We start from the raw sequence: 25,733 nt of genomic DNA, 5'->3' as shown, positions 1-25,733 counted from the left end.
CCCCGCGCCGCCGCCGGTAGCGGAGCTGACCGGAGCCCCGCCCCCACCGCCGGGCACCCGCCGGTGTGCGCCGATCGGCTAACGTCGGTCGTCGGACCGGAGGTGGGGACATGCACGAGTGTGACGGGTCGATCAGACTGCGCGAGTACCACGAGCCCGGACTGGGCCGATGGCTGGTGAAACTGCTGATCCCCGTGGCCATCGTGGCCGCCTTCTGGGTGGGCACCCTGTGGGCCTTCTCGAAGCGGCTCGACGGGTCGGAGATGCTGTGGCTCACCGCCGGGCTCGTCGTCATCTGCGCGGTGCCTGTGGCGCTGGCGGTGATCGGCGGTACGCTGCGCGGCCGGCTCGCCCAGGGTTCGCTGCGGCTGAGGCGGCCCGACGGTCCTGCCGCGCATCGCCCGACCGGTTACGCCACCCAGCTGTGCCCACACGGCATCGCCCTGCAGCACGCCGACGAGGTGGGCCGACTGCTGCCCTGGTCCGACGTCGCCGACATCCGGGTCTTTCCCGCGAGGTCCGGCCGCGGCGGGGTCGTCGCCGGGCGGCTGCGCTCGTTCACCGAGCCGACCGGGCTGCCCGCCGTCGCGCGCCTCGTGGAGGACGGCTCCGTGCCGGACGACCCGGCCTGGCTCTGGCTGGGCGGGGTCCGGGACGCCGCCGAGGCCGACCGGGTCGCGGCCCAGACCGGCCGTTGGCGAGAGACGGCCTCCCGGTAGCCGGGGGACGCGACCGGCGGCGGCGACGCCCCGCAGTGCAACCGGTCGGCGGCGGCCCGGAAGCGCAACCAGACCGGCGGGCCCGCAGCGGTTGACGCGGCGGGGCCCGGACGGCCTCAGCGGCTCTGGAGCGCGTCCAGGCCGATCGCCATGGCGATCACCAGTCGCCGGTCGATCTGCGGGTTCGGCACCTCGACGACGTACCGGTCGCGCAGCCCCCACTTCTTGACCACCGAGAACACCGGCTGCCCGCCGGCGGTGAAGTCGAAGTGGTACGGCAGCCAGGACAGCGAGTCGACGAACCGGCGCAGCAGCGCCACCGGCAGGCTCCGCTCCTGCCCGGTGATCTGGGGCAGCCCGGCCTGCTCGACGTGCCAGGTGGAGCGGAGCAGCGACTGGGCGAAGTCCTTGCGGAACAGCCCGATCGCGTTGCCCGCGTGGTCGGTGACGTCGTACGTGGCGCCGAGGTCGAGCCGCTGGCGGGCCTTGAAGCCGAGCAGCGGCTGCTGCCGGCTGTCGTCTGTGTAGATGGTCACCTGCTCCTTGAAGGCGAGCCGCTTCTGCTGCGCGAACGCCAGCAGCTCACCCTCCGACCCGTCGGGGGCGACGGCGTGGACCTCGTACTGGTTGACCATCATCCGGATCCGCTGCCGGATGTGGAACTGCTGCAGGTGCTGCAGGTGGTCGAGCTGCATGGGAGAACTCCTTCGGGTGTGCGCCGGAGTCTCGCACAGTCGTGCCCTCAGCGCCCGCCTTCCAGCCTCGCGTCGGGGGCGTCGGCGGGACCGGGTTGCTGGGGTGGCCGGTCGGACGGCAGGTTCGCCAGCACCACGTCCAGCACCCGGACCGCGTCCGGCTTGGAGAGTGGGTTGTTGCCGTTGCCGCACTTCGGGGACTGGACGCAGGACGGGCATCCCGCCTCGCAGCCGCACTCGGCGATCGCGTCCCGGGTGGCCCGCAGCCACTCGGCCGCCGTCCGGTACGCCCGCTCCGCGAACCCCGCCCCGCCCGGGTGCCCGTCGTAGACGAAGACCGTGGGGGCCTCGGTGTCCGGGTGCAGCGCCGTGGACAGCCCGCCGATGTCCCACCGGTCGCAGGTGGCCATCAGCGGCAGCAGGCCGATCGCGGCGTGCTCGGCGGCGTGCAGCGCGCCCGGGACGTCGGCGGGCTCCACGCCGGCGAGGGCCAGCGACTGCGGCGAGAGGGTGAACCAGACCGCGACGGTGCGCAGCTCCCGCGCCGGCAGGTCGAGCGGGCGGGTGTCGATCACCTCGCCGGACGCGATCCGTCGCCGCTGGTACGACACGACCTGGCTGGTCACGTCGACCTCGCCGAGGAACAGCCCGACCGGCCCGGCGTCGACGTACGAGCGCACGGAGACCACGGACAGCGAGGTGACGTCCCGCGCGTGGGTGGACCAGTCGGGCTCCTCGGCGTGCACCAGCGCGCAGCCGTCCGCCAGGTCGAGCTGGTCCACGATGTACGAGACGCCCTGGTGCAGGTACACGGCCCCGGGGTGGATGAGGAAGTGCGCCGAGCCGCCGTCGACGGTGCCGAGCAGCCGCCCGGTGGACGCCTCCACCACGCAGACCGGCGCACCGCCCTCGCCGCGCAGGTCGACCTCGGGCCGTTCCCGGTGCCGCCAGTACCAGCCGGTCGGCCGCTGTCGCAGCGCCCCCGCCGCCACCAGTTCGTCGACCGCCTCCTTCGCACCCTCCCCGAAGAGTTCCAGGTCGGGCGGGGTGAGCGGGGCCTCGGCGGCGGCGCAGGCGAGCTGCGGAGCGAGCACGTACGGGTTGGCCGGGTCGAGAACGGTGGCCTCGACGGGCCGGCCGAACAGCGCCTCCGGGTGGTGCACGAGGTAGGTGTCCAGGGGGTCGTCCCGGGCCACCAGCACGGCGAGCGCCTCGCCGCCGGAGCGCCCGGCCCGGCCGGCCTGCTGCCACAGCGAGGCGCGGGTGCCGGGCCAGCCGCAGATCAGCACCGCCTCCAGCCCGACGAGGTCGACGCCCAGCTCCAGCGCGCTGGTGGAGGCGAGCCCGAGCAGGTCGCCGTGCAGCAGCGCCCGCTCCAGCTCGCGCCGCTCCTCGCGCAGGTAGCCGGCCCGGTACGCGGCGACCCGCCCGCCGAGCCCGGGGACCGCCTCGTCCAGCGCCCGCCGGGCGGCGGTGGCCACCACCTCCGCCCCCTTGCGGGACCGGACGAAGGCGAGGGTGCGCACCCCGGCGGCGACCGTGTCGGCCAGCAGGTCGGCGGTCTCGCGCAGCGCCGACCGGCGGACCTGGGTGAGGTCGGCGACCCCCGGCGGCAGGGCGGAAGGCGAGGCGGGCGCCGAGACCGAGGGCGACGCCGGGACCGAGACCGAGGACGCCGGGGCTGAGGTCGAGGACGACGCCGGGGCTGAGGTCGAGGGCGACACCGGGGCTGAGGTCGAGGGCGGCACCGGGGCTGAGGTCGAGGACGACACCGCGGACGAGGCCGAGGACAGCGGTGGGACCGACGACGGGCCCGCGGACGAGGTCGGCTCGGCGGGCAGCAGGGGCGGCTCCCAGAGGGCGAAGGTCACCCCGCCGCGCGGCGACGCGTCCTCGGTGACGGCGGTCACCGGCAGCCCGGTGAGCCGCCCGGCCGCCGTGGCCGGGTCGCCCGAGGTGGCGGAGGCCAGCACGAACGTCGGCCCGCCGGGGGTACGCCCGTACTTCGCGCACTGGCGGCGCAGCCGGCGCAGCACGTGTGCGACGTGGGAGCCGAACACCCCGCGGTAGGTGTGGCACTCGTCCACGATCACGTACGCCAGCCGGCGCAGGAAGCCGGACCAGTGCGCGTGGCCGGGCAGGATGCCGTGGTGCAGCATGTCCGGGTTGGTCAGCACGAACCGGGAGTGTTGGCGGATCCAGTCCCGCTCGGCGCGCGGGGTGTCGCCGTCGTGGCAGGCGGGGCGTACCCCATCGAGCTCCAGGCCGGCGACGGCGCGGAGCTGGTCGGCGGCGAGCGCCTTGGTCGGCGCCAGGTAGAGCACGGTGGCCCGGGGGTCGGCGAGCAGGGTGGCCAGCGCCGGCAACTGGTACGCCAGCGACTTGCCGGACGCCGTCCCGGTGGCGACGACGACGTGCCGGCCGGCGTACGCCAGCTCGGCGGCCTCGGCCTGGTGCCGCCACGGCGCGACCACGCCGCGCCGGCCGAGCGCGGCCCGCAGCTCCTCGGGAACCCACTCCGGCCACGGCGCCGGAATCCCGGCCCGGGCGGGCACCCGCTCGACGTGGGTGACCGGGTCGACGGCGTGGCGCGTGCGCAGCCGGCGCAGCAGCTCCGCCGGCGCCGCCGCGGGCGCGCGGCCGGGGCCGTGGCCTGCGGGTACGGCGGCTGCGGGGGTCACGTCCTGCACTTTCGCACGGGTGTCGGAGTTGACGGAGGGGGGTCTGGGTAAGGGGGAGCCGCCGCGGGTGACCGGTACGGGTGGTTCCGGCGGGGATGGTTAGATGCCCAGGAGAGTTTACGACTCTTGCGAGGAGGACCGATGGAGCTGTCGCTGGCGACGCGCACCGTGGGGGAGCACACGGTGCTCGAGGTCGGCGGTGAGGTGGACGTCTACACCGCCCCCCGGCTGCGGGAACGGCTCCTCGAACTGATCGACGGCGGGGCCCGCCACGTCGTGGTGGACCTGGGCCGGGTCGACTTCCTCGACTCGACCGGCCTCGGCGTGCTCGTCGGGGCGCTCAAGCGGCTGCGCTCGTCCGGCGGCACGTTCGCGCTGGTCTGCGCCAAGGAGCCGCTGCTGAAGATCTTCCGGATCACGGCGCTCGATCAGGTCTTCCCCCTGTATCCGACGGTCGACGCGGCGATCGGTGCCGACCCGACCGGCACCCGCGCCTGATGGCCACGGTCAAGCTCTCGTTCTCGCCCGCCCCGGTGCACGTCCGCACCGCCCGGCTGGTCGGCGTGGCGGTGGCCCGCCGTGCCGGCGTACGCGAGGATCTGCTCGACGAGGTGCGCCTGGCCATCGGCGAGGCGTGCACCCGGGCGGTCGCGCTGCACCGGCAGTATCATCTGTCCGATCCGGTGCTCGTGGAGATGTCCGACACCGGGGCGTACGCCGTGCGGGTGGTGGACCGGGCGCCGATCGAGGCCGGGATCGGCCTGGCCGCGCTGGACGCCGACCAGCTCGCCAACGAGTCGCTCAACGAGGACGACCTCACCACGGGCGTCGGTTTCGCCCTGCTCGCGGGCTTCGTCGAGGACCTCCAGGTGCGTCCCGTCGACGAGGGTGTCGGCACCGAGGTCCGGATGGTGTGGCCGGTGGGCCGCTGACCCTCCGCTCAGCCACTTGATCCGTCACTCAGGCAACCGATCCGCTACTCAGCCAACTGATCCGCCACTTAGCCAACTGATCCGCCACTTAGCCAACTGATCCGCCACTCAGGCCGCGTCCGTCGTTCGGGACGCGGCCTGTTCGTCTTGGTCGGGCCCCTATATCAGATTCTTTCATGTAACACAGCGACGAAGATCATTAAGACACGGCAGCCCCTCCGTGTGACCTCTGACACTGCCGAGGGCTACAGTACCCGGGTTGTCAGCAAGTGACCTTTCCCGCACCCAGCGGGTATGGGTGTTCATCGCTGGTCCGCTGGGGTGGGTTGGCGCGCTTGCTCGTCCGCATCCAGGCGCCGGTCGGTGCGTTTCCACCGGCTGGCGCGAGTGTTCGGTACAGGAGGACACAGATGTCCGGGACCTTGGCCGCTGACGGCGGCGCACTGTCCCTTTCCGGAGCCAACGTGACGTACGTCGTCATCGCCGCGGTCCTCGCGCTGGTGGCGCTCGTCTTCGCCGCCGCCTTGACCAAGGCGGTGCTGGCAGCCGGTAAGGGCACCACCAACATGCAGGAGATCTCCGGAGCGGTACAGGAGGGGGCCTCGGCCTACCTGCTCCGGCAGTTCAGGACCCTCGCGATCTTCGTCGTGATCGCCGTGGTGCTGCTGTTCCTGCTGCCGGTGCACGACACCGACGGCAGCGAGACCGCGGTGAAGATCGGTCGGTCCGCCTTCTTCGTGGTGGGCGCCCTGTTCAGCGCGTTCATCGGCGGTGCCGGCATGTGGCTGGCCACCCGCGCGAACCTGCGGGTCGCCGCCGCCGCGCGGGAGCGGGAAGGCGGGCGCGAGGCCGCGATGCGGATCGCCTTCCGCACCGGCGGTGTGGTCGGCTTCCTCACCGTCGGTCTCGGCCTGTTCGGCGCGGCGCTGGTCGTCCTGCTCTTCAAGGGCGACGCCCCGACCGTGCTGGAGGGCTTCGGCTTCGGCGCCGCCCTGCTGGCCATGTTCATGCGGGTCGGCGGCGGCATCTTCACCAAGGCCGCCGACGTCGGCGCCGACCTGGTCGGCAAGGTCGAGCAGGGCATCCCGGAGGACGACCCGCGCAACGCCGCCACCATCGCCGACAACGTGGGTGACAACGTCGGCGACTGCGCCGGCATGGCCGCCGACCTCTTCGAGTCGTACGCGGTCACCCTGGTCGCCGCGCTGATCCTCGGCCGGGCCGCGTTCGGCGAGGAGGGCCTGGTCTTCCCGCTGATCGTCTCCGGCATCGGTGCGGTCATCGCGATCATCGGCGTCTTCATCACCCGGCTGCGCGCCTCGGACCGCTCCGGCCTGACCGCCATCAACCGGGCGTTCTACGCCTCCGCCATCATCTCGGCGGTGCTGGTGGCCGTCGCCACGTACGCGTACCTGCCGGCGACCTTCGCCGAGCTGGAGGGCGGGCTGACCGACGTCAGCGAGAACCCGCGGGTGGTGGCCATCGGCGCGGTGATCATCGGCATCGTGCTGGCCGCCGCGATCCAGGCGCTGACCGGGTACTTCACCGAGACCAACCGGCGCCCGGTGCAGGACATCGGCAAGAGCTCGCAGACCGGCCCCGCGACCGTCATCCTCGCCGGCATCAGCGTCGGCCTGGAGTCGGCCGTCTACTCGGCGCTGCTGATCGGCGCGGGCGTCTTCGGCGCCTTCCTGCTCGGCGGCAGCTCCATCACGCTGTCGCTGTTCGCCGTGGCGCTGGCCGGCACCGGCCTGCTGACCACCGTCGGCGTGATCGTCGCCATGGACACCTTCGGCCCGATCTCGGACAACGCGCAGGGCGTGGCCGAGATGTCCGGCGACATCGACGAGCACGGCGCCCGGACGCTCACCGAGCTGGACGCGGTCGGCAACACCACCAAGGCGATCACCAAGGGCATCGCCATCGCCACCGCCGTCCTCGCGGCGACCGCGCTGTTCGGCTCGTACACCGACACGCTGCAGGCGGCGTACGCCGACGCGGGCGTCGCCGACGTGGGTCGGGAGATCCTCAACTCGCTCAACGTGGCGAACCCGCGCAACCTGGTCGGCCTGATCATCGGCGCGGCCGTGGTCTTCCTCTTCTCCGGCCTGGCCATCAACGCGGTCTCCCGCTCGGCCGGCGCCGTCGTGATGGAGGTCCGCCGGCAGTTCCGCGAGCTGCCCGGGATCATGGACCGCACCCAGCGCCCCGAGTACGGCAAGGTCGTCGACATCTGCACCCGGGACGCGCAGCGCGAGCTGATGACCCCCGGCCTGCTGGCCATCCTCGCCCCGATCGCGGTCGGCTTCGGCCTCGGCCCGGGCGCGCTGGCGGCGTACCTGGCCGGCGCGATCGGTGCGGGCACCCTGATGGCGGTGTTCCTGGCCAACTCCGGTGGCGCCTGGGACAACGGCAAGAAGCTCGTCGAGGACGGCGCGTACGGCGGCAAGGGCTCCGACTCGCACGCCGCCACGGTCATCGGCGACACCGTCGGCGACCCGTTCAAGGACACCGCCGGCCCGGCGATCAACCCGCTGATCAAGGTGATGAACCTGGTCTCGCTGCTGATCGCGCCGGCCGTCGTGGCCTGGAGCGTGGGCGACGACAAGAACACCGGCCTGCGGGTGACGATCGCGGTGGTGGCCGCGCTGGTCATCGTCGCGGCGGTGGTGTTCAGCAAGCGCAAGGAGGTTGCGATGGGCGACTCCGACGGCACCGGCACCAGCGCCGACAAGTCCGCGGAGACGGTCAGCGCCTGAGTGGTGGAACAGCGGGCTCCCGGTCGGCGCGCGACGCCGGCCGGGAGCCCGCCGCGCGCCTGGCCCCCGCCGGTGCCGGCGGAACCCCAGCTCATGGGCCGGAGGGCCGCCGTCGTGGCGGCCGGCGGACCGGGAGCCGGCAAACCGACCGGTGGCGCATCCGCACAAAGGCCGTACGCTGCATCGCATGCGCACGTGCCGGGCGGCGACCGCCGGAAGACTCACGGTGGTTCTCGCGACGCTCGTCCTCACGCTGGCCGGCTGCGGCGGCGGCCCCAGCCCGCGGGCCTGGGCGGCGTCGGTCTGCGAGGCGCTCACCCCCTGGCGGGCCGAGATCAACAAGCTGACCAGCAGCACCCAGCAGCAGATGACCGCGCAGACCACGCCCGCGCAGGCGAAGGAGAACCTGGTGCGGCTCTTCGCCGGGGCGGAGCAGGCAAGCGAGACGGCCCGGCGCAAGGTCGACGAGGCGGGGATTCCCGAGACCGACCGCGGCGAGGAGATCTCCCAGGGCTTCCAGACGTCGCTCGGCAAGGTCCGCGACGCGTACGGGCGGGCGCGGGCCACCATCAGCGGGCTGAGCATCCGCGAGCCCGGCGCCTTCTACGACGGCGTGCGCGCCGCCGTGGAGACCCTCAACAAGGAGTACGACGCCAGCGCCCTGGACACCAGCCGGCTCAGCTCCGAAGAACTCAAGCAGGCCTTCGACGAGGTCCCGGAGTGCCGCTGACGCCCCCCGACAGGCTTCCCGACCCGGTCCGGCAGTTGTCGCTGTTCGGGGCCGAGGCGGCGGACCCGTCCGTCGCCGACCTGGCCGGCCTGCTCGCCGGCCCCGGGGAGGTGGTCCGGATGGGCGGCACCGCGCGGCTGACGGTCGCGGTGGACGCCGGGTGGCGGGTGCATGTGCTCGTCGCCGAACTGGCCCGGCGTGGCCTGGCCGCGACGTGGGAGGCCACGGCGGACCAGCGGCACGTGGTCCGCACCTCGTACGCCAGCACCCTGGCCCCACTGGCGCTGGCCTGGCTGAGCCCGCACGCCGCCAGCACCGAACCGGCCGTCGCCAAACCGACCGTCGTCGAACCGGCCGGCGCCGAACCGCCTGTCGCCGAACCGGGCGGCGCCGAACCGGGCGGCGGGCCGCCTGTCGCCGAACCGGGCGGCGGGCCGCCTGTCGCCGAACCGGGCGGCGGGCCGCCTGTCGCCGAACCGGCCGGCGGTGGGCCGGGCGGCGGCGGGCCGGTGAAGCGGCCACCCGCCGGGTTCCACCTCAACGGGCGGCGGCTGCGGCTCTGGCTGGCCGCCGCCGGGGCGGCCGACCCGCCCGGGTTCCTGCTCCGCCTCGGCGCGGCCGACGAGGCCTGCTGGGAGCCGGTCGGCGTCGCGCTGGCCGCCGTCGGCCTGCCGGCGGTCCTGCTCGACTCCGACGAGCGCGGCCCCGCGTACCGGATCACCGGCCGCCGCCGGCTGGCCCGCCTCGCCGACCTCATCGGCGACCGCCCACCCGCCGCGCCCCCGGCGGACTGGCCCACCCGTGCCTGACCGGTTCGGCTCCCCGGCGCGCCTGACCGGCCTGCCTCCCCGGCGTGCCTGACCGATGCGCCCGACCGGCGCGGCGCTGGCCGCACGCCCCCGTCGGCGGCGGGCCGCTCGGCGGCCGACCTGGCTCCGGCTGTCCGATGCGGGACACTCGGGCGGTCGGTTTCCGTCGAGAATCGGGCCGGTCGACCATCGGTCGAGGGGACGGCATCGTCACGGTGGCCTGCTTGAGACCCTACCCACGGTGTACGGTGGCGCCGTCCGGCAAGACCATCACCGGTGCGGCGTGGGGTGGGCGTCGCACTTGGGTGGTTTGCCGCCCGCGAAACCCGAAACGCGGGCGGCGCGTTACGTTGGACATCCGGACCGCCGGCGGTTCCGGCGGACCGAGGGTGGTCCGCGCCCGGAACCGGCCGGCCACGAGCAGGAGTGAGGTCGCAGGAGACGTGCCGAGCAACCCCAGGACCACCCGTCTGGTCATCGTCGAGTCACCGGCGAAGGCCAAGACGATCTCGGGCTACCTCGGCCCGGGATACGTCGTGGAGGCCAGCTTCGGGCACGTCCGCGACCTGCCGCGCAACGCCGCCGACGTGCCCGCCAAGTACAAGGGCGAGCCGTGGGCCCGGCTCGGGGTGGACGTCGACAACGGCTTCCACGCCCTCTACGTGGTCTCGCCCGACCGTAAGCAGCAGATCAGCAAGCTGACGAAGCTGGCCAAGGAGGTCGACGAGATCCTCCTCGCCACGGACGAGGACCGCGAGGGCGAGGCGATCGCCTGGCACCTGGTCGAGACGTTGAAGCCCAAGGTGCCGGTCAAGCGGATGGTCTTCCACGAGATCACCAAGCCGGCGATCCAGGCGGCGGTGGCCAACCCGCGGGAGATCGACCGGGACCTGGTCGACGCCCAGGAGGCCCGGCGCATCCTCGACCGGCTCTACGGCTACGAGGTCTCCCCGGTGCTGTGGAAGAAGGTCATGCCGAAGCTGTCGGCGGGCCGGGTGCAGTCCGTGGCGACCCGGATCGTGGTCGAGCGGGAGCGCCAGCGGATGGCGTTCCGCACCGCCGAGTACTGGGACATCCTGGCCACGCTGTCCGTGCGGAACCCGGGCGAGGGGCCGCGCAGCTTCAACGCCACCCTGGTGGCCCTGAACGGCGACCGGATCGCCACCGGCAAGGACTTCGAGCCGACCACGGGCCGGGTGAAGGCCGGCGCCGGGGTGGTGCACCTCGACGAGGGCGGGGCGCGCGGCCTCGCCGCCCGGTTGCAGGGGCGGCCGTTCGCCGTCACCCGGGTCGAGGAGAAGCCCTACCGCCGGCGCCCGTACGCGCCGTTCATCACCTCCACCCTCCAGCAGGAGGCGGCCCGCAAGCTGCGGCTCTCGTCGCAGCAGACGATGCGCACCGCGCAGCGGCTGTACGAGAACGGCTACATCACCTACATGCGTACCGACTCGGTGAACCTGTCGGAGACCGCCATCGCGGCGGCCCGCCGGCAGATCGTCGAGCTGTACGGCGAGCGCAGCGTGCCGCCGGAGCCGCGCCGCTACACCGGCAAGGTGAAGAACGCCCAGGAGGCGCACGAGGCGATCCGGCCGGCGGGGGACAACTTCCGCACCCCGGGTGAGGTGGCCAAGGAGCTGTCCGAGGAGGAGTACCGGCTCTACGAGCTGATCTGGCGGCGGACCATCGCCTCACAGATGACCGACGCGGTCGGCTCCAGCGTCTCGGTGCGCATCCGCGCGGTCTCCTCCTCGGGCGAGGAGGCCGACTTCGGCGCGACCGGCAAGACGATCACCGACCCGGGCTTCCTGCGCGCGTACGTCGAGTCCAGTGACGACGAGAACGCCGAGGCCGAGGACGCCGAGCGCCGGCTGCCCAACCTGGTCAAGGACCAGCCGCTGACCGCCGACGAGCTGGCCGCGCAGGGCCACCACACCCAGCCGCCGTCGCGGTACACCGAGGCGTCGCTGGTCAAGGCCCTGGAGGAGCTGGGCATCGGCCGCCCGTCCACGTACGCGTCGATCATGCAGACCATCCAGGACCGCGGGTACGTCTCCAAGCGCGGCCAGGCGCTGATCCCGTCCTTCCTGGCGTTCGCGGTGATCGGCCTGCTGGAGCGGCACTACCCGCGGCTGGTCGACTACAATTTCACGGCCAGCATGGAGAACGAGCTGGACGAGATCGCTGGGGGCGGCCACGCCGCCGTCGACTTCCTCACCGCGTTCTACTTCGGCAGCACCAACGGCGCCGGCGACCAGGACATCGCCCGCTCCGGGGGGCTGAAGAAGCTGGTCACCGAGAACCTCAGCGAGATCGACGCGCGCAGCGTCAACTCGATCCCGCTGTTCACCGACTCCGACGGGCGTGAGGTCGTCGTCCGGGTCGGGCGCTACGGGCCGTACCTCCAGCGGAGCGTGCCCGGCGAGGAGCCGGCGGCGCACGCCGAGGGCGAGGAGGGCGGCACCCCCGGCGACCGGGCGCCGATCCCCGAGGGGCTGGCTCCGGACGAGCTGACCCCGGAGAAGGTGCACGAGCTGTTCCTCGGCGGGGGCGGCGAGCGCAAGCTCGGCGACGACCCGGCGACGGGAGAGCCGATCGTGCTCAAGTCCGGCCGGTTCGGCCCGTACGTGGCCAGCGGCGAGCGGAAGTCCTCGCTGCTGCGCTCGCAGTCGCCGGACACGCTCACCCTGGACCAGGCGCTGCGGCTGCTCAGCCTGCCCCGGCTGGTCGGGGTGGCCCCGGACGGCGTCGAGATCTTCGCGAACAACGGCCGGTACGGCCCGTACGTCAAGCGCGGTGACGAGTTCCGGTCGCTGGACTCGGAAGAGAAGATGTTCACCGTCACGCTGGACGAGGCGCTGGCCCTGCTGGCCGCCCCGAAGACCCGCCAGCGGCGGGCCGCCGCGCCGCCGTTGCGGGAGTTGGGCGTCGACCCGCTGACCCATCAGCCCTTGGTGATCAAGGACGGCCGGTTCGGCCCGTACGTGACCGACGGGGAGACCAACGCGTCGCTGCGCCGGGGGCAGACGCCGGAGGCGCTGAGCATCGAGGAGGCTTCCGAGATGCTCGCCGAGAAGCGCGCGAAGGGGCCGGCCCCGCGGAAGAAGGCGACGGCGAAGAAGGCGGCGGCCAAGAAGACGACGGCGGCGAAGAAGACGACCGCCGCGAAGTCCACGGCCGCGAAGTCCACTGCGACGAAGGCGGCCGCGACGAAGGCGACCAAATCGGCGCCGAAGAAGGCTGCCCGGGCCAGCGAGTAGCGGCGCTACAGCGAATCTTGGTACGGATCGGTCCCTCCGGGGGCGGAACCGTACCAAGATTGGATACCCGGCCAGCCGGACGTCGACGTAGCGGCGGCGGCCGGCCGCGTCGCGCCGGACTGTCTGCCTTGACGAAACCACGACCGGCTCGCCCCAGGTTTGAACCACACGCCGCCGGCCGGCACCCCGTGGTCTGGGGTGCCGGCCGGCGGCTGTTCGTTTGTGTGTGGGTCAGCTGTTCCAGTGCTGGGCGACGAGGTCGGCGGCCTGCTGCTCCCACTGCGCGTACGCGTCTGGGTACGCCGAGACCTGCACGGTCTGCGCGGCCTGGGTCAGGGGCATGTCCTGCCACCCGTCGACCTGCTTGAGGCCCTTGAGGAATGCGGTGGTGGAGTACTCGGGGTCGGTGATCTGCTCCGGGGTGCCCCAACCCGAGGACGGCCGCTGCTGGAACAGACCCAGCGAGTCATGGTCGTTGGCGTCGCCCAGGTGGCCCAGGTTCTCCAGCTTCGACTCCTGCAGGCTGGTGGTCATACCCGGTCACGCCACCGAACCGGACATCCGAGGCGAATCAGTGCGCCTGGGGCAGTTGATCCACTCCATGCCGCCGACATGGCGGCATCCCGCACGCTGGACACCCCAATGTCACCGACATGGCGGGATCATCCAAGTCAGGGGCCGAGAATCTTGTTCAGGTGGTCCGTCGCGAAGATCCGGTTCGGGTCCAGGCGGTCGCGGATCGCCTGGAAGTCGGCGAACCTCGGGTACGCCGATGCCAGCGACTCCGCGTCGCGCCAGTGGACCTTGCCCCAGTGGGGCCGGCCGCCGAGGCCCGCCGCCACCCGCTCGAACGCCCGGAAGTACGGCTCGTACGGCATGCCCGCGTACTGGTGCAGGGCGACGTACGCGGACTCGCGCCCGTACCCGTGGGACAGCCAGATGTCGTCGGGGGCGGTGAAGCGCACCTCGACCGGGAACCCGACCTTGACCGGGAGCCCGTCGACGATCCGGCGCAGCGCGTCCAGCGCCTCGGGCAGGGCTTCGCGCGGCAGCGCGTACTCCATCTCCACGAAGCGGACCCGGCGCGGGGTGCAGAAGACCCGGTCGGACCGGGCGGTGTAGCTGCGCTCGGTGAGCACCCGGGAGGCGACGCCGCTGATCGTGGGCACCAGGGCGGGTACGGCCCGGCCGACCCGGCAGACGCCGCCGAAGAAGGTGTTGGCCAGGAACTCGTCGTCGAGCCAGCCGCGCCACCGCGGCAGCGGCCGCTCGTCGACCGGCGCCCGGTCGTTGGTCTTGACCTGGACCCGGGGCGTGTACGGGAACCAGAAGAACTCGAAGTGCTCGTGGGCGGCGACCAGGTCCGGCAGGTCGGCGAGGACGGCGTCCAGCAGGGCGGGGCGCTCGTGCGCGCGCAGCCCGAACGCGTCCACGCACTGCAGGGTCACGTCGGTCAGCACCCCGAGGGCGCCGAGCGAGACCCGGGCGGCGGCGAAGACGTCCGGGTGCTCGTCGGCGGAGCACCGCAGCACCTCACCGGTGCCGGTGACCAGGGTCAGCGCCGCGACGAACGTGGACAGGCAGCCGAGCGTGGCCCCGGTGCCGTGGGTGCCCGTGGAGATCGCCCCGGCGACGGTCTGCGCGTCGATGTCCCCGAGGTTGGGCATGGCCAGGCCGTTCGCGGCGAGCAGGTCGTTGAGCCGGTGCAGGGGCATCCCGGCCGGTACGGTGACCAGGCGCCGCTCGCGGTCGACCCGGACGCCGACGTCCAGCCCGGCGAGTTCCATGCGCCGGCCCTGGCTGCGGGCGACGGGGCTGAAGGAGTGGCCGCTGCCGACCGGCCGGATCCGTTCCCCGGCCGAGGCGGCGGCGTGGACGGCGTCGGCGACGTCGGCGACGCTCCGCGGGCGGAGGACCTCGGTTGCGGTGCTGCGCTGGTTGCCGGCCCAGTTGGTCCAGGCGGCGAGGGGTCGGGTGCTGGCCATGCGCGCTCCTCGACATCAACGTGAGCTGACTTCCTATCAGGAACGTTGTGCCTGGTAAATACCGCAATCGAGGTCCGCTCGTTGTACCGGTAGTCACACATTCGTGACGTGCAGATATGTTCATCCGTCGAAGGGGGGTGGCGCCGAGTGTCCACACCAGCCGCCACGACCGGGCCGCTGCGCCGGGTACCGGTCCAGGGTCGAAGCGTCGCACGGGTCCAGCGGATGCTGGACGCCTGCGCCGAACTCGTCGACGAGGTGGGGTACGAGGGGCTGACCACGACCCTGCTCGCCGAGCGTGCCGGGGTGGCGATCGGGTCGGTCTACCAGTTCTTTCCGGACAAGCGGGCGATCGTGCAGGCCCTGACCCTGCGCACCATGGAGTCCTACCTCCAGCGGCTCGACGAGCGCTTCTCCTCGAACGACCTGACCCACTGGTGGGACGGGGTCGACGCGGGAATCGACGAGTACATCACCATGCACCGCACCGTCCCGGGCTTCCGCACCCTGCACTTCGGCGACGTGGTCGACCTGCACCTGCTGGATGAGCAGCGGGACAACAACGGCGTGATCGCCGACCAGTTGGCCCGGGTGCTCACCGAGCGGTTCGGCATGCTCGACGAGCCGCGCCTACGGTTCTGCCTGGAGGTCGCCGTCGAGGCGGCCGACGCGCTGATCAAGCTGGCCTTCCGTCGTAAGCCCGAGGGCGACGAGGAGGTGCTCGCCGAGGCCAAGGCGCTCATCCGCGAGTACCTGCACCGGTACGTCGAAGCCCAAGCCGACAGCGCCTCCTGAGCCGCGCGAGGGCGGCCCGCCTCCGCGAACCGACCGGGCCGCCACGCGCGCCACGACCACGCGGGCCCGCGTCGGGTGACGCGACGGTGGGTGACGCCTACAGGAAGGCGTGCCCCTCGCCCCGGTAGGTCGGGACGCTGGCCACCACCCGGTCCTCCTCGACCAGGTGCAGCTCGTTGACGTGTTCGCACAGCTCGCCGGCCTTCGCGTGCCGGAACCAGACCCGGTCGCCGACCCGCAGGCCGGCCGCCGCCGCGCCGGCCAGCGGGGTCTGCACCTCGCCCGCCCCCTCCGCGCCGAGCAGCCGCAGCCCGGCGGGCAGCCAGGGCACGGGCAGCCGGGTCCCGCCGGCCTGACCGGAGGCGATCCAGCCGCCGCCGAGCACCGTGGCCAGCCCGCGCGCCGGGCGGCGGACCACCGCGCAGGCGAAGAACGCCGCCGGGGTGGGGCGCCAGGCGCGGTACGCGTCGAACAGCTTCGGCCCGTACAGGCCCGATCCCGCGGTGACCTCGGTGACCGCGGGATCGGCGCTGGTCGCCGCCACGCTGCCGGTCCCGCCGCCGTTGACGAACTCGAGGTCGGCGTGCTCGCGTACCGCCGCTGCCGCCGCGCCGCGCCGGGCCAGCAGCTCGCGGTACGAGCCGCGCTGGACGAGCCGGATCGCGGTGGCCAGCGCCGCCCGGCCGGGCGGCGCGTCGCCCAGCCCGGCGATCTGCGCCTCGTACGACATGAGGCCGACCAGCCGGAAGCCGGGCCGGGCCGCGACGGCGGCGGCGAACGCGCCCGCCGCCCGGGCGCTGTGCACCGGCGAGCGGCGGACCCCGACGTGCACCCGCCCGCCCAGCGGCCGCCAGGAGGCGTCCAGGTCGAGGCAGAGCCGCAGCTCGGGCCGGCGGTCCGGCGGGCGCACCGCGTCTACCAGGTCGAGCTGCTCGGTGTCGTCGACCATCAGGGTGACGGCGCGGGCGAGCGTCTCGTCGGTGGCCAGCTCGGCGAGCGCCCGCCGGTCGGCCGTCGGGTACGCCACCAGCACGTCGTCGCTCACGCCGGAACGGGCCAGCCAGATCGCCTCGGGCAGGGTGAACGCCATCACCCCCCGCCAGCCGGGCCGGCTCAGCACCCGGCGGAGCAACTCGCGAACCCGGACGGACTTGCTGGCCACCCGCAGCGGCTTGCCGCCGGCGCGCGCGGGCAGCGCCGCCGCGTTGGCGTCGAACGCCGCCAGGTCGACCACCGCGTACGGCGGGTCGAGGTGGGCGGTCGCCCGATCCAGGCGTTCGCGCAGTCGGTCGCGTTCCGTGGTCACGTGTGCACGCTAACTGTCGGACGATTGATGCGAAACACCCTCGCGTACGCCGGCTGCCGGCGGGGGCGCCGGCGGCCTAGGCTCGGCGAGCAGGCAATGTCGCGGACGGGGCGTTCCCCGCCCGGGGACTAGAGTGTTGCACCGGGACTGCCCAACGTTGGGCCGGCACGTGGAGGTACGGCCATCGAAAGCCAGAACAACGGCGAGTCGCCCGGCGTGTCGTCGTCCGCGAGTCAGCCGGCCGCCCCGGGCGCCGCCGCGGCCGACCGCTCCGGGGCCGCCGCGATCCGTTCCGTGCTGCGCATCCGGCCGTTCCGCCGGCTGTGGATCGTGCTCGGCGCCGCCTCCTTCGGCGACTGGCTGGGCCTGCTCGCCACGTCGGTCTTCGCCGCGTCCCAGGTGCAGGGCAACACCGCCAAGGGCGCCGCCTTCGGCACACTGATCGCCATCCGGCTGCTGCCCGCGCTGCTGCTCGGCCCGGTGGCCGGCGTCCTCGCCGACCGGTTCGACCGGCGCTGGACGATGGTCATCTGCGACGTGCTGCGCTTCGTGCTCTTCGCCTCCATCCCGCTGTTCGCCCTCACCAACGCCGGCGGTGGGCTGGTCGTCGGCTGGGCGGCGGTCGCCACCTTCCTGATCGAGACGATCACCCTGCTGTGGATCCCGGCCAAGGAGGCCGCGGTCCCCAACCTGATCCCGCGCGCCCGCCTGGAGGCGGCCAACCAGCTCACCCTCATCACCACGTACGGCCTCACCCCCATCGCCGCCGCGGTCGGCCTCGCGGTCCTCGACCGCAGCATCCGGGCGGCCACCGGCGGCGAGATCCCGGCCTGGGCCGAGCCGGCCCAGCTCGCGCTCTGGTTCAACGCGTTCTCCCGGCTGGCCACCGCGCTGGTGGTCGCCCTCGGCATCAAGGAGATCAGCCGGACGGGGCGGGGCGCGGGGGAACGCGCCGAGCAGGGGATGACGCGCCAGTTCACCGAGGGCTGGCGGTACATCAGCCAGACCCCGCTGGTCCGCGGCCTGGTGCTCGGCATCTTCGGCGCCTTCGCCGGCGGCGGCATCGTGATCGGCACGGCGAAGTTCTTCGCCGCCTCGCTCGGCGCCGGCGACGCCGCGTTCTACCTGCTCTTCGGCGCGATCTTCGTCGGCCTGGCGCTCGGCATCGGGCTCGGCCCGATGATCGTCCGGGACATGTCCCGGCGGCGCTGGTTCGGCGCGAGCATCGTGCTGGCCAGCGCGTCCGTGCTGGTGCTCGCGTTCGCCATCCACCTGTCGATGGCGATGCTCGGCGCGGTCCTGGTCGGCGCGGGCGCCGGGATGGCCTTCCTCGCCGGCACCACCCTGCTCGGCGGCGAGGTCGCCGACGAGGTGCGCGGCCGGGTCTTCGCCGTGGTGCAGATCGGCACCCGGTTGGTGCTGATCCTGGCCATCGCGCTGAGCAGCCTGCTGGTCGGCGTCGGCGGCTCGCGCCGGCTGACCGTCGCCGACCTGGGCATCTCCGTCTCCTCCACCCGGCTGCTGCTGCTCGCCGCGGGCGTCGCCGGCATCTTCGCCGGGATCAGCGCCTTCGGCCAGATGGACGACAAGAAGGGCGTGCCGGTCCTGGCCGACCTGTGGGGGTCGGTCCGGGGCCGCCCGCTGATGCCGGCCGAGCAGTTCGTCCCCAACGGGCTCTTCGTGGTCTTCGAGGGCGGTGAGGGCGCCGGCAAGTCCACCCAGCTCGTCCTGCTCGCCGAGCGGCTGCGCGGGCAGGGCCGCGAGGTGGTGGTGACCCGCGAGCCGGGGGCCACCCCGATCGGCGAGCGGATCCGCTCCCTCCTGCTCGACAGGTCCGGCGCCGAGCCCCCCTCCCCGCGCGCCGAGGCGCTGCTCTACGCGGCCGACCGGGCGCACCACGTCGCGACCGTGGTCCGGCCCGCGCTGGTCCGCGGCGCGGTGGTGATCAGCGACCGGTACGTGGACTCCTCGCTGGCGTACCAGGGGGCCGGGCGGACCCTGCCGGTCGACGAGGTCTCCTGGCTCTCCTCCTGGGCCACGGGCGGCCTCAAGCCCGACCTGGTCGTGCTGCTGGACGTCGACCCGCGCACCGGCCTGTCCCGGGTCGCCGCCCGCAGCGCGGACGCCGACCGGCTGGAGGCCGAGTCCGTCGCCTTCCACGAGCGGGTCCGGTACGCCTTCCTCGACCTCGCCGCCAACGACCCGAAGCGCTACCTGGTGCTCGACGCGGCCAAGCCGGTCGACGAGATCGCCGGGCTGGTCGCCCGCCGGGTGGAGGCGTTCCTGGTCGACCCGGCCAAGATCGTCCACCCCCGTCCCGCGCAGGGGCCGGACACCTCGGTGCAGCCGGAGTTATCCGACGCGGAGCTGGTGACGATGGAGCGCCGGACCTGATGCCGGACGTCTTCGCCGACCTGGTCGGGCAGGACGACGCGGTCGACACGCTGCGCCGGGCCGCCGCGTCGGCCGCGGCCGTGCTGCGCCACGCCGCCGCCGTCCACGCGGCGGCCACGGCCGGCCCGGTCGACGACGACCTCGACGCCCTCGCCGCCGAGGTTGAGGCCGAGGCCGAGGACGCCGGGAACCCCGTCGACCCGGGCGCCGGGATGACCCACGCCTGGATCTTCACCGGGCCGCCCGGCTCGGGCCGGTCGGTCGCCGCCCGCGCGTTCGCCGCCGCCCTGCAGTGCGTACGCGGCACCGGCTGCGGCGAGTGCCCGGGCTGCCACACCACGCTGGCCGGCACCCACGCCGACGTCCGGCTGGTGGTACCCGAGGGGCTGTCCATCGGGGTCGGGGAGATGCGCGCCCTGGTGCTCCGGGCGGCCAGCACCCCGTCCGGCGGCCGGTGGCAGGTGGTGATCATCGAGGACGCCGACCGGCTCACCGAGGCGGCCGGCAACGCGCTGCTCAAGGCGGTCGAGGAGCCGCCGCCGCGGACGGTCTTCCTGCTCTGCGCCCCGTCCACCCACCCCGACGACATCTCGGTGACCATCCGGTCGCGGTGCCGGGTCGTACCGCTGCGGCAGCCCCCGGCCGCCGCCGTGGCCGAGGTGCTGGCGCGCCGCGACGGCGTCGCCCCCGACGTGGCGGCGTGGGCGGCGGCGGCCGCGCAGGGCCACGTGGGCTGGGCCCGGCGGCTCGCCCGCGACCCGGAGGCCCGCCAGCGCCGGGACGCGGTGCTCGCGGTGCCGCGCCGGCTGACCGGCGTGGGCGCGGCCTTCGACGCGGCGTCCGCGCTGATCGAGGCGGCCGAGGCGGAGGCCGCGGCGTCGGTCGCAGAGATCGACGAGGCCGAGCGGGCCGCGTTGCAGACCGCGCTCGGCGCGGGCGGCACCGGCCGGGGGGCGGCCGGCGCGATGCGTGGGGCCGCCGGCCAGCTCAAGGACCTGGAGAAGCGGCAGAAGTCGCGGGCCACCCGGGCCCAGCGCGACGCCCTCGACCGGGCCCTGGTCGACCTGGCCGGCTTCTACCGGGACGCCGTCACCGCGGCGCTGGGCGCGCCGGTCGCCCCGGTGCACGCCGACACCGCCGCGCTGGCCGAGGCGGGGGCGCGGAAGTGGCACGCCGAGGGGGCGCTGCGCCGGCTGGAGGCCGTACTGGAGTGTCGGGCCGCCATCGAGGCGAACGTCAAGCAGCGGATCGCGGTGGAGGCGATGATGCTCACCCTCTGGAAGGGTTGACGGCCTCCCGCGTCGTCCACAGGGCATCGACACGCGCGATTGGTGTGCGGTACGGTCCATTGGCATGCCGCGTGACGGTCGTGGCACGGACGGTGAGCGCACTGCCGGGAGGAGTCCACGATGCCTCGGGAGATCGACGAGGCCTGGATCGAGGAGGCGGTGCGGCGCTACCGCCACATCGAGTCCTTGCAGGCCGAGTTCGACCAGGCGGTGGCGACCGTCGAGGTCACGGTGCGCTCCCCGGACGGGCTGGTCGAGGTCGTGGTCACCGCCGAGGGGCGGATCACCGACGTGCGCTTCCTCGGCCCCCTGCACACCCGTCACCCGCGGGACGTCGCCGGGTCCGTGCGGGCCGCGGTGACCGCCGCCGCCGACGCGGCCGAGTGGGCCCGGGAGAAGCTGCACAACGAGACGTTCGCGGCGTACCGACCGCTGGCGGGGGCCTGACATGGATGAGATGCGCGCCCTGGCCGCCCGGCTGGACGAGGCGAGCGAGACCCTCGACGGCCTGGCCCGCGCCGTGACCGCCACCGACCCGCCGCACCCGGCGTTCGGCGTCCACGCCCCCGGCCGCCCCGGCGAGATCGGCCGGGCGCTGCACCGCCGGTGGACGGCCGCCACCGGCGACCGGGCCCGGGAGGCGAGCGCCGCCGCGGCCCGGCTGACCGCCGCCGCGTCCGCCGTCCGCAGCGCCGCCGACCGGTACGCGGGCGTCGACGACTCCGCCCGGCTGCGGCTGGGCCGGGCCGAGCGGTTCCGGTCCGGCGGCTTCGGGGCGCGGGACCTGTGATGGACCCCCTCGACCGCCTCGCCGAGCCGGGGCTGGACCTGCTCGACCGGGTCGACACGCTGCTCGCCTCCGGGGCCCCGGAGGGGCACCCGCTCTGGCCGCTGCTGCGCCGCATGCAGGCGCTCCCCGGCGAGGCCGTGCGGGCCTTCCTCGACCTGCACCCGGCTCCGCTGGCCGAGGCCGGCCACGCGGTGCGCGCGCTCGTCGGGGCGTACGACGAGGTGAGCCGCACCCTCGCCGACCCCGTCGCCTGGTCCGGGGCCGCCGCCTCCGCGTACGACGGGTCGCGCGCCGCGCTGCTGCGCCACCTCGACGAGGGCCCGGACAGCCTGGTCGGCCGGCTGGAGTCCACCGCCGGGTACGCGGACGCGCTCGCCGACTGGGTGGAGGGCAGCCGCCTGGCGTTGGCCCGGGCGCTGGCCCATGTGCTCTGCTCCACCGAGGCGGTGCGGGTGCGGGCCGCCACCGCCCCGGGCGCCGAGCCGCGGGCCACCGGCCTGGTCGCGGCGGCCGACGTCGCGTACCGGGTGCTCTCGGTCCTCGGCGTGGCGTACGACGGGGCGGAGACGCTGCTGCGCCAGTGGTCGCCGAGCCTGACTGAGTCCGTGTGGCGCGCTCCCGTGGGCGGTCCGGCCCACTACGACACCGCCACCCGCATCGGCCGCTGACCCGGCCGCCCTTTCCCCGCGCCGGGGGATCCGGCCGACGGCAGGGCCACGGCGCCGCGCGCCTGAGCCGGTCCGTGGACGCGCGCTCCGGCGGCGACGCCGTGGCCTTCCCCTGCACCCCCCGCAGGTCTGCCTCCACTCAACGCCCTCGCCGCCGGTTTGTCCTCCGGCTCGCCTCGGAATCAGCCGTCCGGGCGAGGAGCATCGAGACGACCGGGGCAGCCGGGGATCGTATGAAATGATGTTCGTAAATCACTGCGCGGGGTGACCGCGCGGCGACTCCCGGGTAGGTGGCGGGGGTCACCGCGTCGTAGGGTGAGAGGCATGGGCATGCTCTGCGCGGTCAGCTTCAACCGGTACGGGCGCCTCTACTACCTCGACCCGGGGGAGTTCCGCCCGCAGGTGGGCGACCGGGTGCTGGTGCCCACCGACGAGGGGCCCGAGGTGGCGGAGTGCGTGTGGGCCGCGCAGTGGGTCGGCGAGGACACCGACGGCTTCCCCAAGCTGGCCGGCCTCGCCGGTGACGAGGATCTGCGCCGTGACGAGCTGCTGCGGCGGCGCAAGGCCGAGGTGAAGGTGGCCGCGAAGCGGCTGATCCGGGAGCACGGTCTGCCGATGAAGGTGGTCGCCGTCGACCACGTCCTCGGCAACGCCGAGGGCGGCGGCGACCGGACCACGGTCTACTTCACCGCGCCGCACCGGGTCGACTTCCGCTCCCTCGTCCGGGACCTCGGCGCGACCCTGCACTGCCGGGTCGAGCTGCGCCAGCTCTCCGCCCGGGACTCCGCCCGCGTGCAGGGCGGCATCGGCTCCTGCGGCCGGGACCTGTGCTGCGCCACGTTCCTGACCGACTTCGAGCCGGTGACCATCCGGATGGCCAAGGAACAGGACCTGCCGCTGAACCCGCTGCGCATCTCCGGCGCGTGCGGCCGGCTGATGTGCTGCCTCAAGTACGAGCACCCGCTCTACCAGAGGTTCCACGAGTCCGCCCCGCCCGTCGGGAGCCGGGTCACCACGGATCAGGGCCCCGGCCGGGTGATCGGCCACAGCGTCCCCCGGGACTCGGTGACCGTGCGGCTGGACGCCGACGGCTCCCGCTGCGCCTGCTCCCGCGCCTCGGTCTGCGGCCCCCGCCAGGCCCACGACCAGCACTACAACGCCTGACGCCGCCGCCCTCCTCCCCGGCCCGTGCCGGCGCACGCGCCCCGGCATGCCGGCCCCGCCGGGTGATCAAGAGGCTTGCGTCATCCGCCGGATGGATTCCGACGCAAATCTCTTGATCAGCGAATCGGGGCCCAGCCGTCAGCGGATCGTGATCGGGGGTTCCGCCAGGCGGGGGGTCAGCGGGGTGCCGGGGACCAGCCAGGACGACTCCGGCGACCGGTCCGGGTTCAGCTTCCAGTCGCGGGCCACGCGGTCGACCGCGACCGGGTAGACGGTGAGGGTGCCGTCGGGGTCGATGCGCATCCGCAGGAACGCCTTGGCGTCCTCGATGCCCTGCCCGGCGAACAGTTCGTTGAGGTTGACCCCGAACGCCCCCGCCAGCAGCAGGTACGCCGCCACCAGCTCGCTGGCCAGGAAGCCGATCACCGGCCCGTAGAGCACGACGGCGGCGACCGCCGGCAGCGGCCAGGACCAGTGGTGGAACGGCAGCGACAGCCAGGCCCAGGTGCCGGCGGCTGCCAGCCCGACGTGGGCCAGCCCGTGCCCGACGCCGAGGATCCAGTGCCGGGCGTGTCGCTTCCCGCTCGCGCTGGGCGGCTTCGCGAAGAGGGCAGCCCCGAGCATCGTCACCGCCAGCATCGCCACCAGTGGCACGCTGAACAGCCGCTGCTCGGTGCCGCCGGCCCGGTTCGCCGCCACCCCGGCCATCGCGAGCATGAACAGGGTGTGCACGATCCCCAGCAGGGTGCCGAAGCCCGGGTTGCGCCACGGCAGCCGGGCGAAGACGCCCCAGCCGTACCGCCGGGAGCGGGCCTTGTCGGGAAAACGGGCCGCCAGGTCGTACGGGCGGCTGGGGCTGGCCCGCCGGGCCAGGGTGTCCCGCGGCGGCACCTCGATCCGCTCGGGCAGGTGGTGGGTGGGATACAGGTACGCCCCGCCGCTGCCGCAGGTGATGAGCTGCCGGTCCGGGCCGGCGTACCGGGCGTAGTGGTGCAGGTCGCCGGAGATCAGCAGGCGTACCCGCGCCCCGGTGGGCGCGACGATCGTACGGATGAAGTAGTCGATCGAGTCGTACGCCGTGGGGTCGTCGACGGCCTTGACCCAGGTCGGCGCCGGCACGGCCAGGATCACCCGGCTCTGCGGCCCCAGCCTGCGGGCCACCGCGTCGAAGTAGGTGAGCTGCGGGTCGTCCAGGTACGAGCCGGACTGGTCGTCGAGGCCGAGCAGCCACCAGTCGGCGGGCAGCTCGACGGCGAAGTACGAGCGGGACTGGCCGGTGCCCCAGCCGCCGAAGTGCCGGTCCCGGGACCGCACGAACAGCCGCAGGAACGCGGTGAGGCCGTCGTACCAGTCGTGGTTGCCGGGGACGGCGAACAGGGTGGGCCGCTCGGGCGGCGTGGCCGGCAGCGCGGCCTGGTACGGCCCCTTGCACCGGTCCTCGTACGCCCCGTAGGACGCCGTCGGGTACACCTGGTCCCCACCCATCACCAGGGTCTGCGCCCGCGGCAGCCGGTGCCCGTCGACCGTCAGCTCCGGCTGCGCGAGCAGGTACGCGACCGAGTACGTGGCGTTGAAGCCGTCGCCCAGGTCGGCGACGTAGTCCAGCCACAGCCCGCCGTCCGGCCCGACCTGGCGCTCGATGCGGGCCTCCAGCGAGTTCTGCAGCTCCCGCTTGTCCAGGTACGCCCCGAACAGCAGCGCCAGCAGCGTACGCAGGCCGGTGCTGATCAGCAGGAGGGGCGCGAGCCACGGGACCGGCTTGCGCGGGGTGAAGCCCAGCTCCAGCGGATCGGTGCTGCGCGGCCGGCGGGCCGGCCCGATGCCGTCTTCCGGGACTTCGCCCTGCGGGCCGTCGACGGGGGTGCGGTCGTCGGTCACCCACCGCAGCGTAGTCCCGACCGGTCCGCAGCGCTGTCGGGTACGGGCGCCGGAAGCACGGGATGGTCGGGGCCCGGCGGTCGACGGGGGATCCGGTTGGGTCCAGGGGCGGGGCGTGCCGTACACTTGACGATCGTTGCCGCCTTAGCTCAGTCGGCAGAGCGACGCACTCGTAATGCGTAGGTCGACGGTTCGATTCCGTCAGGCGGCTCCGAGTGAGGCCCTGACCAGTATAAGCGCTGGTCAGGGCCTCATTTTCATCGATGTAGTTTTGAATCGCCCCCCGAAAACCCCCCAGAAACGCCTACCGGCGATCAGGTTCAGCGCACCTGCCAGCGGGATGCAGGGTCTACTTGGCCCGGCGCTTCCCGCGATCTTGAGGTATGGGTCCAGTAATGTCCTGACCTGCACCAAACTGTTCTAGAATGTCGGAGCTGTCCGGGGCGAGGGCGGGCTTGACGATGTAGTGCTTGTTGGTGACCTGCTCGGTGGCGTGCCCAAGCTGGGCTGCGGCGCTTCTGGCGTCGGCCTCCTTGTCGATCAGGGTGGCGACAGTCTTGCGGAAGGTGTGCGGGGTGACCCATTCGAGGCCGGCGTCGGCGCGGGCTTGACGCCACTGGCGGCGCACGTTCTGCGGTGACAACCAGGTGCCGCGCCGGGAGAAGAAGGTGAGCGGCGTCTCCCAGGGGCCGTCGAAGCGGCGTCGTGGGGATTGTCGGCGGCGTTGAGTTTGCGACCCATCACGTCGATCCCTATGGGGCCAGCTCTCGCGGCTGGTTGGGTTCCGGCCGTGGTACTTGCCGCATAGCGATACCGATCAGTTGGCGCGGGCGGCGCAGGATGCTGCCGTGACGCGTGACGACGGGATCAGTCGCCGTCACG

Annotated in this window: 19 protein-coding genes, 1 tRNA gene and 2 pseudogenes; 15 read left to right on the top strand and 7 right to left on the bottom strand. The window is 73.7% G+C overall.

The features are described 5' to 3' along the window. Window positions 1-110: 110 nt before the first annotated feature. The gene (locus ACGFIZ_RS25255; RefSeq protein WP_393423093.1) at window positions 111-719 is read left to right on the top strand and encodes a hypothetical protein; all 609 of its coding nucleotides are present in this window, start codon (window positions 111-113) and stop codon (window positions 717-719) included. Between the two features lie 116 nt (window positions 720-835). On the opposite strand, the gene ACGFIZ_RS25250 is transcribed toward ACGFIZ_RS25255, so the two are convergent. Both ACGFIZ_RS25250 and ACGFIZ_RS25245 read right to left on the bottom strand, forming a co-directional pair. After that, entirely contained in the window at window positions 836-1,414 is a 579-nt protein-coding gene (locus ACGFIZ_RS25250; RefSeq protein WP_393423091.1) for a hypothetical protein, read from the bottom strand. A gap of 47 nt (window positions 1,415-1,461) precedes the next feature. Beyond that, window positions 1,462-4,095 (bottom strand): DEAD/DEAH box helicase, encoded by a 2,634-nt coding sequence (locus ACGFIZ_RS25245; protein ID WP_393423089.1) that lies wholly within the window; start codon window positions 4,093-4,095, stop codon window positions 1,462-1,464. Between the two features lie 141 nt (window positions 4,096-4,236). Here ACGFIZ_RS25245 and ACGFIZ_RS25240 point away from each other — a divergent pair, with 141 nt between their 5' ends. The 6 genes from ACGFIZ_RS25240 (at window position 4,237) to topA (ending at window position 12,582) form a co-directional block, all read left to right on the top strand. After that, window positions 4,237-4,593 (top strand): STAS domain-containing protein, encoded by a 357-nt coding sequence (locus tag ACGFIZ_RS25240; RefSeq protein WP_347666706.1) that lies wholly within the window; start codon window positions 4,237-4,239, stop codon window positions 4,591-4,593. Then, window positions 4,593-5,027 carry an ATP-binding protein gene (locus tag ACGFIZ_RS25235; RefSeq protein WP_145774847.1) on the top strand — a complete coding sequence of 145 codons (435 nt, stop codon included), beginning with the start codon at window positions 4,593-4,595 and terminating at the stop codon, window positions 5,025-5,027. The genes ACGFIZ_RS25240 and ACGFIZ_RS25235 overlap by 1 nt, the downstream gene beginning before the upstream one ends. Window positions 5,028-5,437: 410 nt before the next feature. Continuing rightward, window positions 5,438-7,786, top strand: coding sequence for a sodium-translocating pyrophosphatase (locus ACGFIZ_RS25230; RefSeq protein WP_393423086.1), 2,349 nt, complete (start codon window positions 5,438-5,440; stop codon window positions 7,784-7,786). A 187-nt stretch (window positions 7,787-7,973) separates the two neighbouring features. Further along, complete coding sequence (locus ACGFIZ_RS25225) at window positions 7,974-8,516, top strand: hypothetical protein (RefSeq protein ID WP_347666708.1); 543 nt, start codon at window positions 7,974-7,976, stop codon at window positions 8,514-8,516. Then, entirely contained in the window at window positions 8,507-9,325 is an 819-nt protein-coding gene (locus tag ACGFIZ_RS25220; protein ID WP_393423084.1) for a hypothetical protein, read from the top strand. Before ACGFIZ_RS25225 ends, ACGFIZ_RS25220 begins: the two co-directional genes overlap by 10 nt. Before the next feature lie 443 nt (window positions 9,326-9,768). Beyond that, window positions 9,769-12,582: a type I DNA topoisomerase gene (topA, locus tag ACGFIZ_RS25215; protein ID WP_393423082.1), complete on the top strand. Its 2,814-nt coding sequence runs from the start codon at window positions 9,769-9,771 to the stop codon at window positions 12,580-12,582. Window positions 12,583-12,813: 231 nt separating this feature from the next. On the opposite strand, the pseudogene ACGFIZ_RS25210 reads toward topA, so the two are convergent. Then, window positions 12,814-13,116, bottom strand: a pseudogene (locus ACGFIZ_RS25210) (hypothetical protein); the annotation flags it as partial. 137 nt (window positions 13,117-13,253) lie between these two features. Next, complete coding sequence (locus ACGFIZ_RS25205) at window positions 13,254-14,567, bottom strand: D-arabinono-1,4-lactone oxidase (RefSeq protein WP_393423080.1); 1,314 nt, start codon at window positions 14,565-14,567, stop codon at window positions 13,254-13,256. A gap of 225 nt (window positions 14,568-14,792) precedes the next feature. On the opposite strand from ACGFIZ_RS25205, the gene ACGFIZ_RS25200 reads away from it, so the two are divergent. Further along, window positions 14,793-15,362 (top strand): TetR family transcriptional regulator, encoded by a 570-nt coding sequence (locus ACGFIZ_RS25200; protein ID WP_393423182.1) that lies wholly within the window; start codon window positions 14,793-14,795, stop codon window positions 15,360-15,362. A gap of 97 nt (window positions 15,363-15,459) precedes the next feature. Here the strand turns inward: ACGFIZ_RS25200 and ACGFIZ_RS25195 are convergent, their stop codons facing one another. After that, on the bottom strand, window positions 15,460-16,668 hold the full coding sequence (locus ACGFIZ_RS25195; RefSeq protein ID WP_393423078.1) for an alanine racemase: 1,209 nt from the start codon (window positions 16,666-16,668) through the stop codon (window positions 15,460-15,462). A 330-nt stretch (window positions 16,669-16,998) separates the two neighbouring features. Between ACGFIZ_RS25195 and tmk the strand changes: the two genes are divergently transcribed. From tmk to ACGFIZ_RS25165, 6 genes are all read left to right on the top strand, one after another. After that, on the top strand, window positions 16,999-19,062 hold the full coding sequence (gene tmk / locus ACGFIZ_RS25190; RefSeq protein WP_393423180.1) for a dTMP kinase: 2,064 nt from the start codon (window positions 16,999-17,001) through the stop codon (window positions 19,060-19,062). Continuing rightward, entirely contained in the window at window positions 19,062-20,351 is a 1,290-nt protein-coding gene (locus ACGFIZ_RS25185) for a DNA polymerase III subunit delta' (protein WP_393423076.1), read from the top strand. Before tmk ends, ACGFIZ_RS25185 begins: the two co-directional genes overlap by 1 nt. 120 nt (window positions 20,352-20,471) lie before the next feature. Next, window positions 20,472-20,798, top strand: coding sequence for a YbaB/EbfC family nucleoid-associated protein (locus tag ACGFIZ_RS25180; protein WP_347666714.1), 327 nt, complete (start codon window positions 20,472-20,474; stop codon window positions 20,796-20,798). 1 nt (window position 20,799) lies between these two features. After that, window positions 20,800-21,141: a hypothetical protein gene (locus ACGFIZ_RS25175; RefSeq protein WP_393423074.1), complete on the top strand. Its 342-nt coding sequence runs from the start codon at window positions 20,800-20,802 to the stop codon at window positions 21,139-21,141. Then, the gene (locus ACGFIZ_RS25170) at window positions 21,141-21,809 is read left to right on the top strand and encodes a hypothetical protein (protein ID WP_393423072.1); all 669 of its coding nucleotides are present in this window, start codon (window positions 21,141-21,143) and stop codon (window positions 21,807-21,809) included. Before ACGFIZ_RS25175 ends, ACGFIZ_RS25170 begins: the two co-directional genes overlap by 1 nt. A gap of 324 nt (window positions 21,810-22,133) precedes the next feature. Further along, a complete protein-coding gene (locus ACGFIZ_RS25165) occupies window positions 22,134-22,973 on the top strand; it encodes a stage 0 sporulation family protein (protein ID WP_393423070.1) in 840 nt (279 codons plus the stop codon). 138 nt (window positions 22,974-23,111) lie between these two features. On the opposite strand, the gene ACGFIZ_RS25160 is transcribed toward ACGFIZ_RS25165, so the two are convergent. Beyond that, window positions 23,112-24,851, bottom strand: coding sequence for a metallophosphoesterase family protein (locus tag ACGFIZ_RS25160; RefSeq protein ID WP_393423068.1), 1,740 nt, complete (start codon window positions 24,849-24,851; stop codon window positions 23,112-23,114). Between the two features lie 138 nt (window positions 24,852-24,989). On the opposite strand from ACGFIZ_RS25160, the gene ACGFIZ_RS25155 reads away from it, so the two are divergent. Further along, window positions 24,990-25,062 (top strand) — tRNA-Thr (locus ACGFIZ_RS25155). Between the two features lie 138 nt (window positions 25,063-25,200). Here the strand turns inward: ACGFIZ_RS25155 and ACGFIZ_RS25150 are convergent. Next, window positions 25,201-25,595, bottom strand: a pseudogene (locus ACGFIZ_RS25150) (tyrosine-type recombinase/integrase); the annotation flags it as partial. Between the last annotated feature and the right edge of the window lie 138 nt (window positions 25,596-25,733).

This window comes from Micromonospora sp. NPDC048830, assembly GCF_043198215.1.
Lineage (GTDB): Bacteria > Actinomycetota > Actinomycetes > Mycobacteriales > Micromonosporaceae > Micromonospora.
The sequence above is the reverse complement of the archived record's forward strand: the minus strand, read 5'-3'. Positions and strand labels throughout refer to the sequence as shown.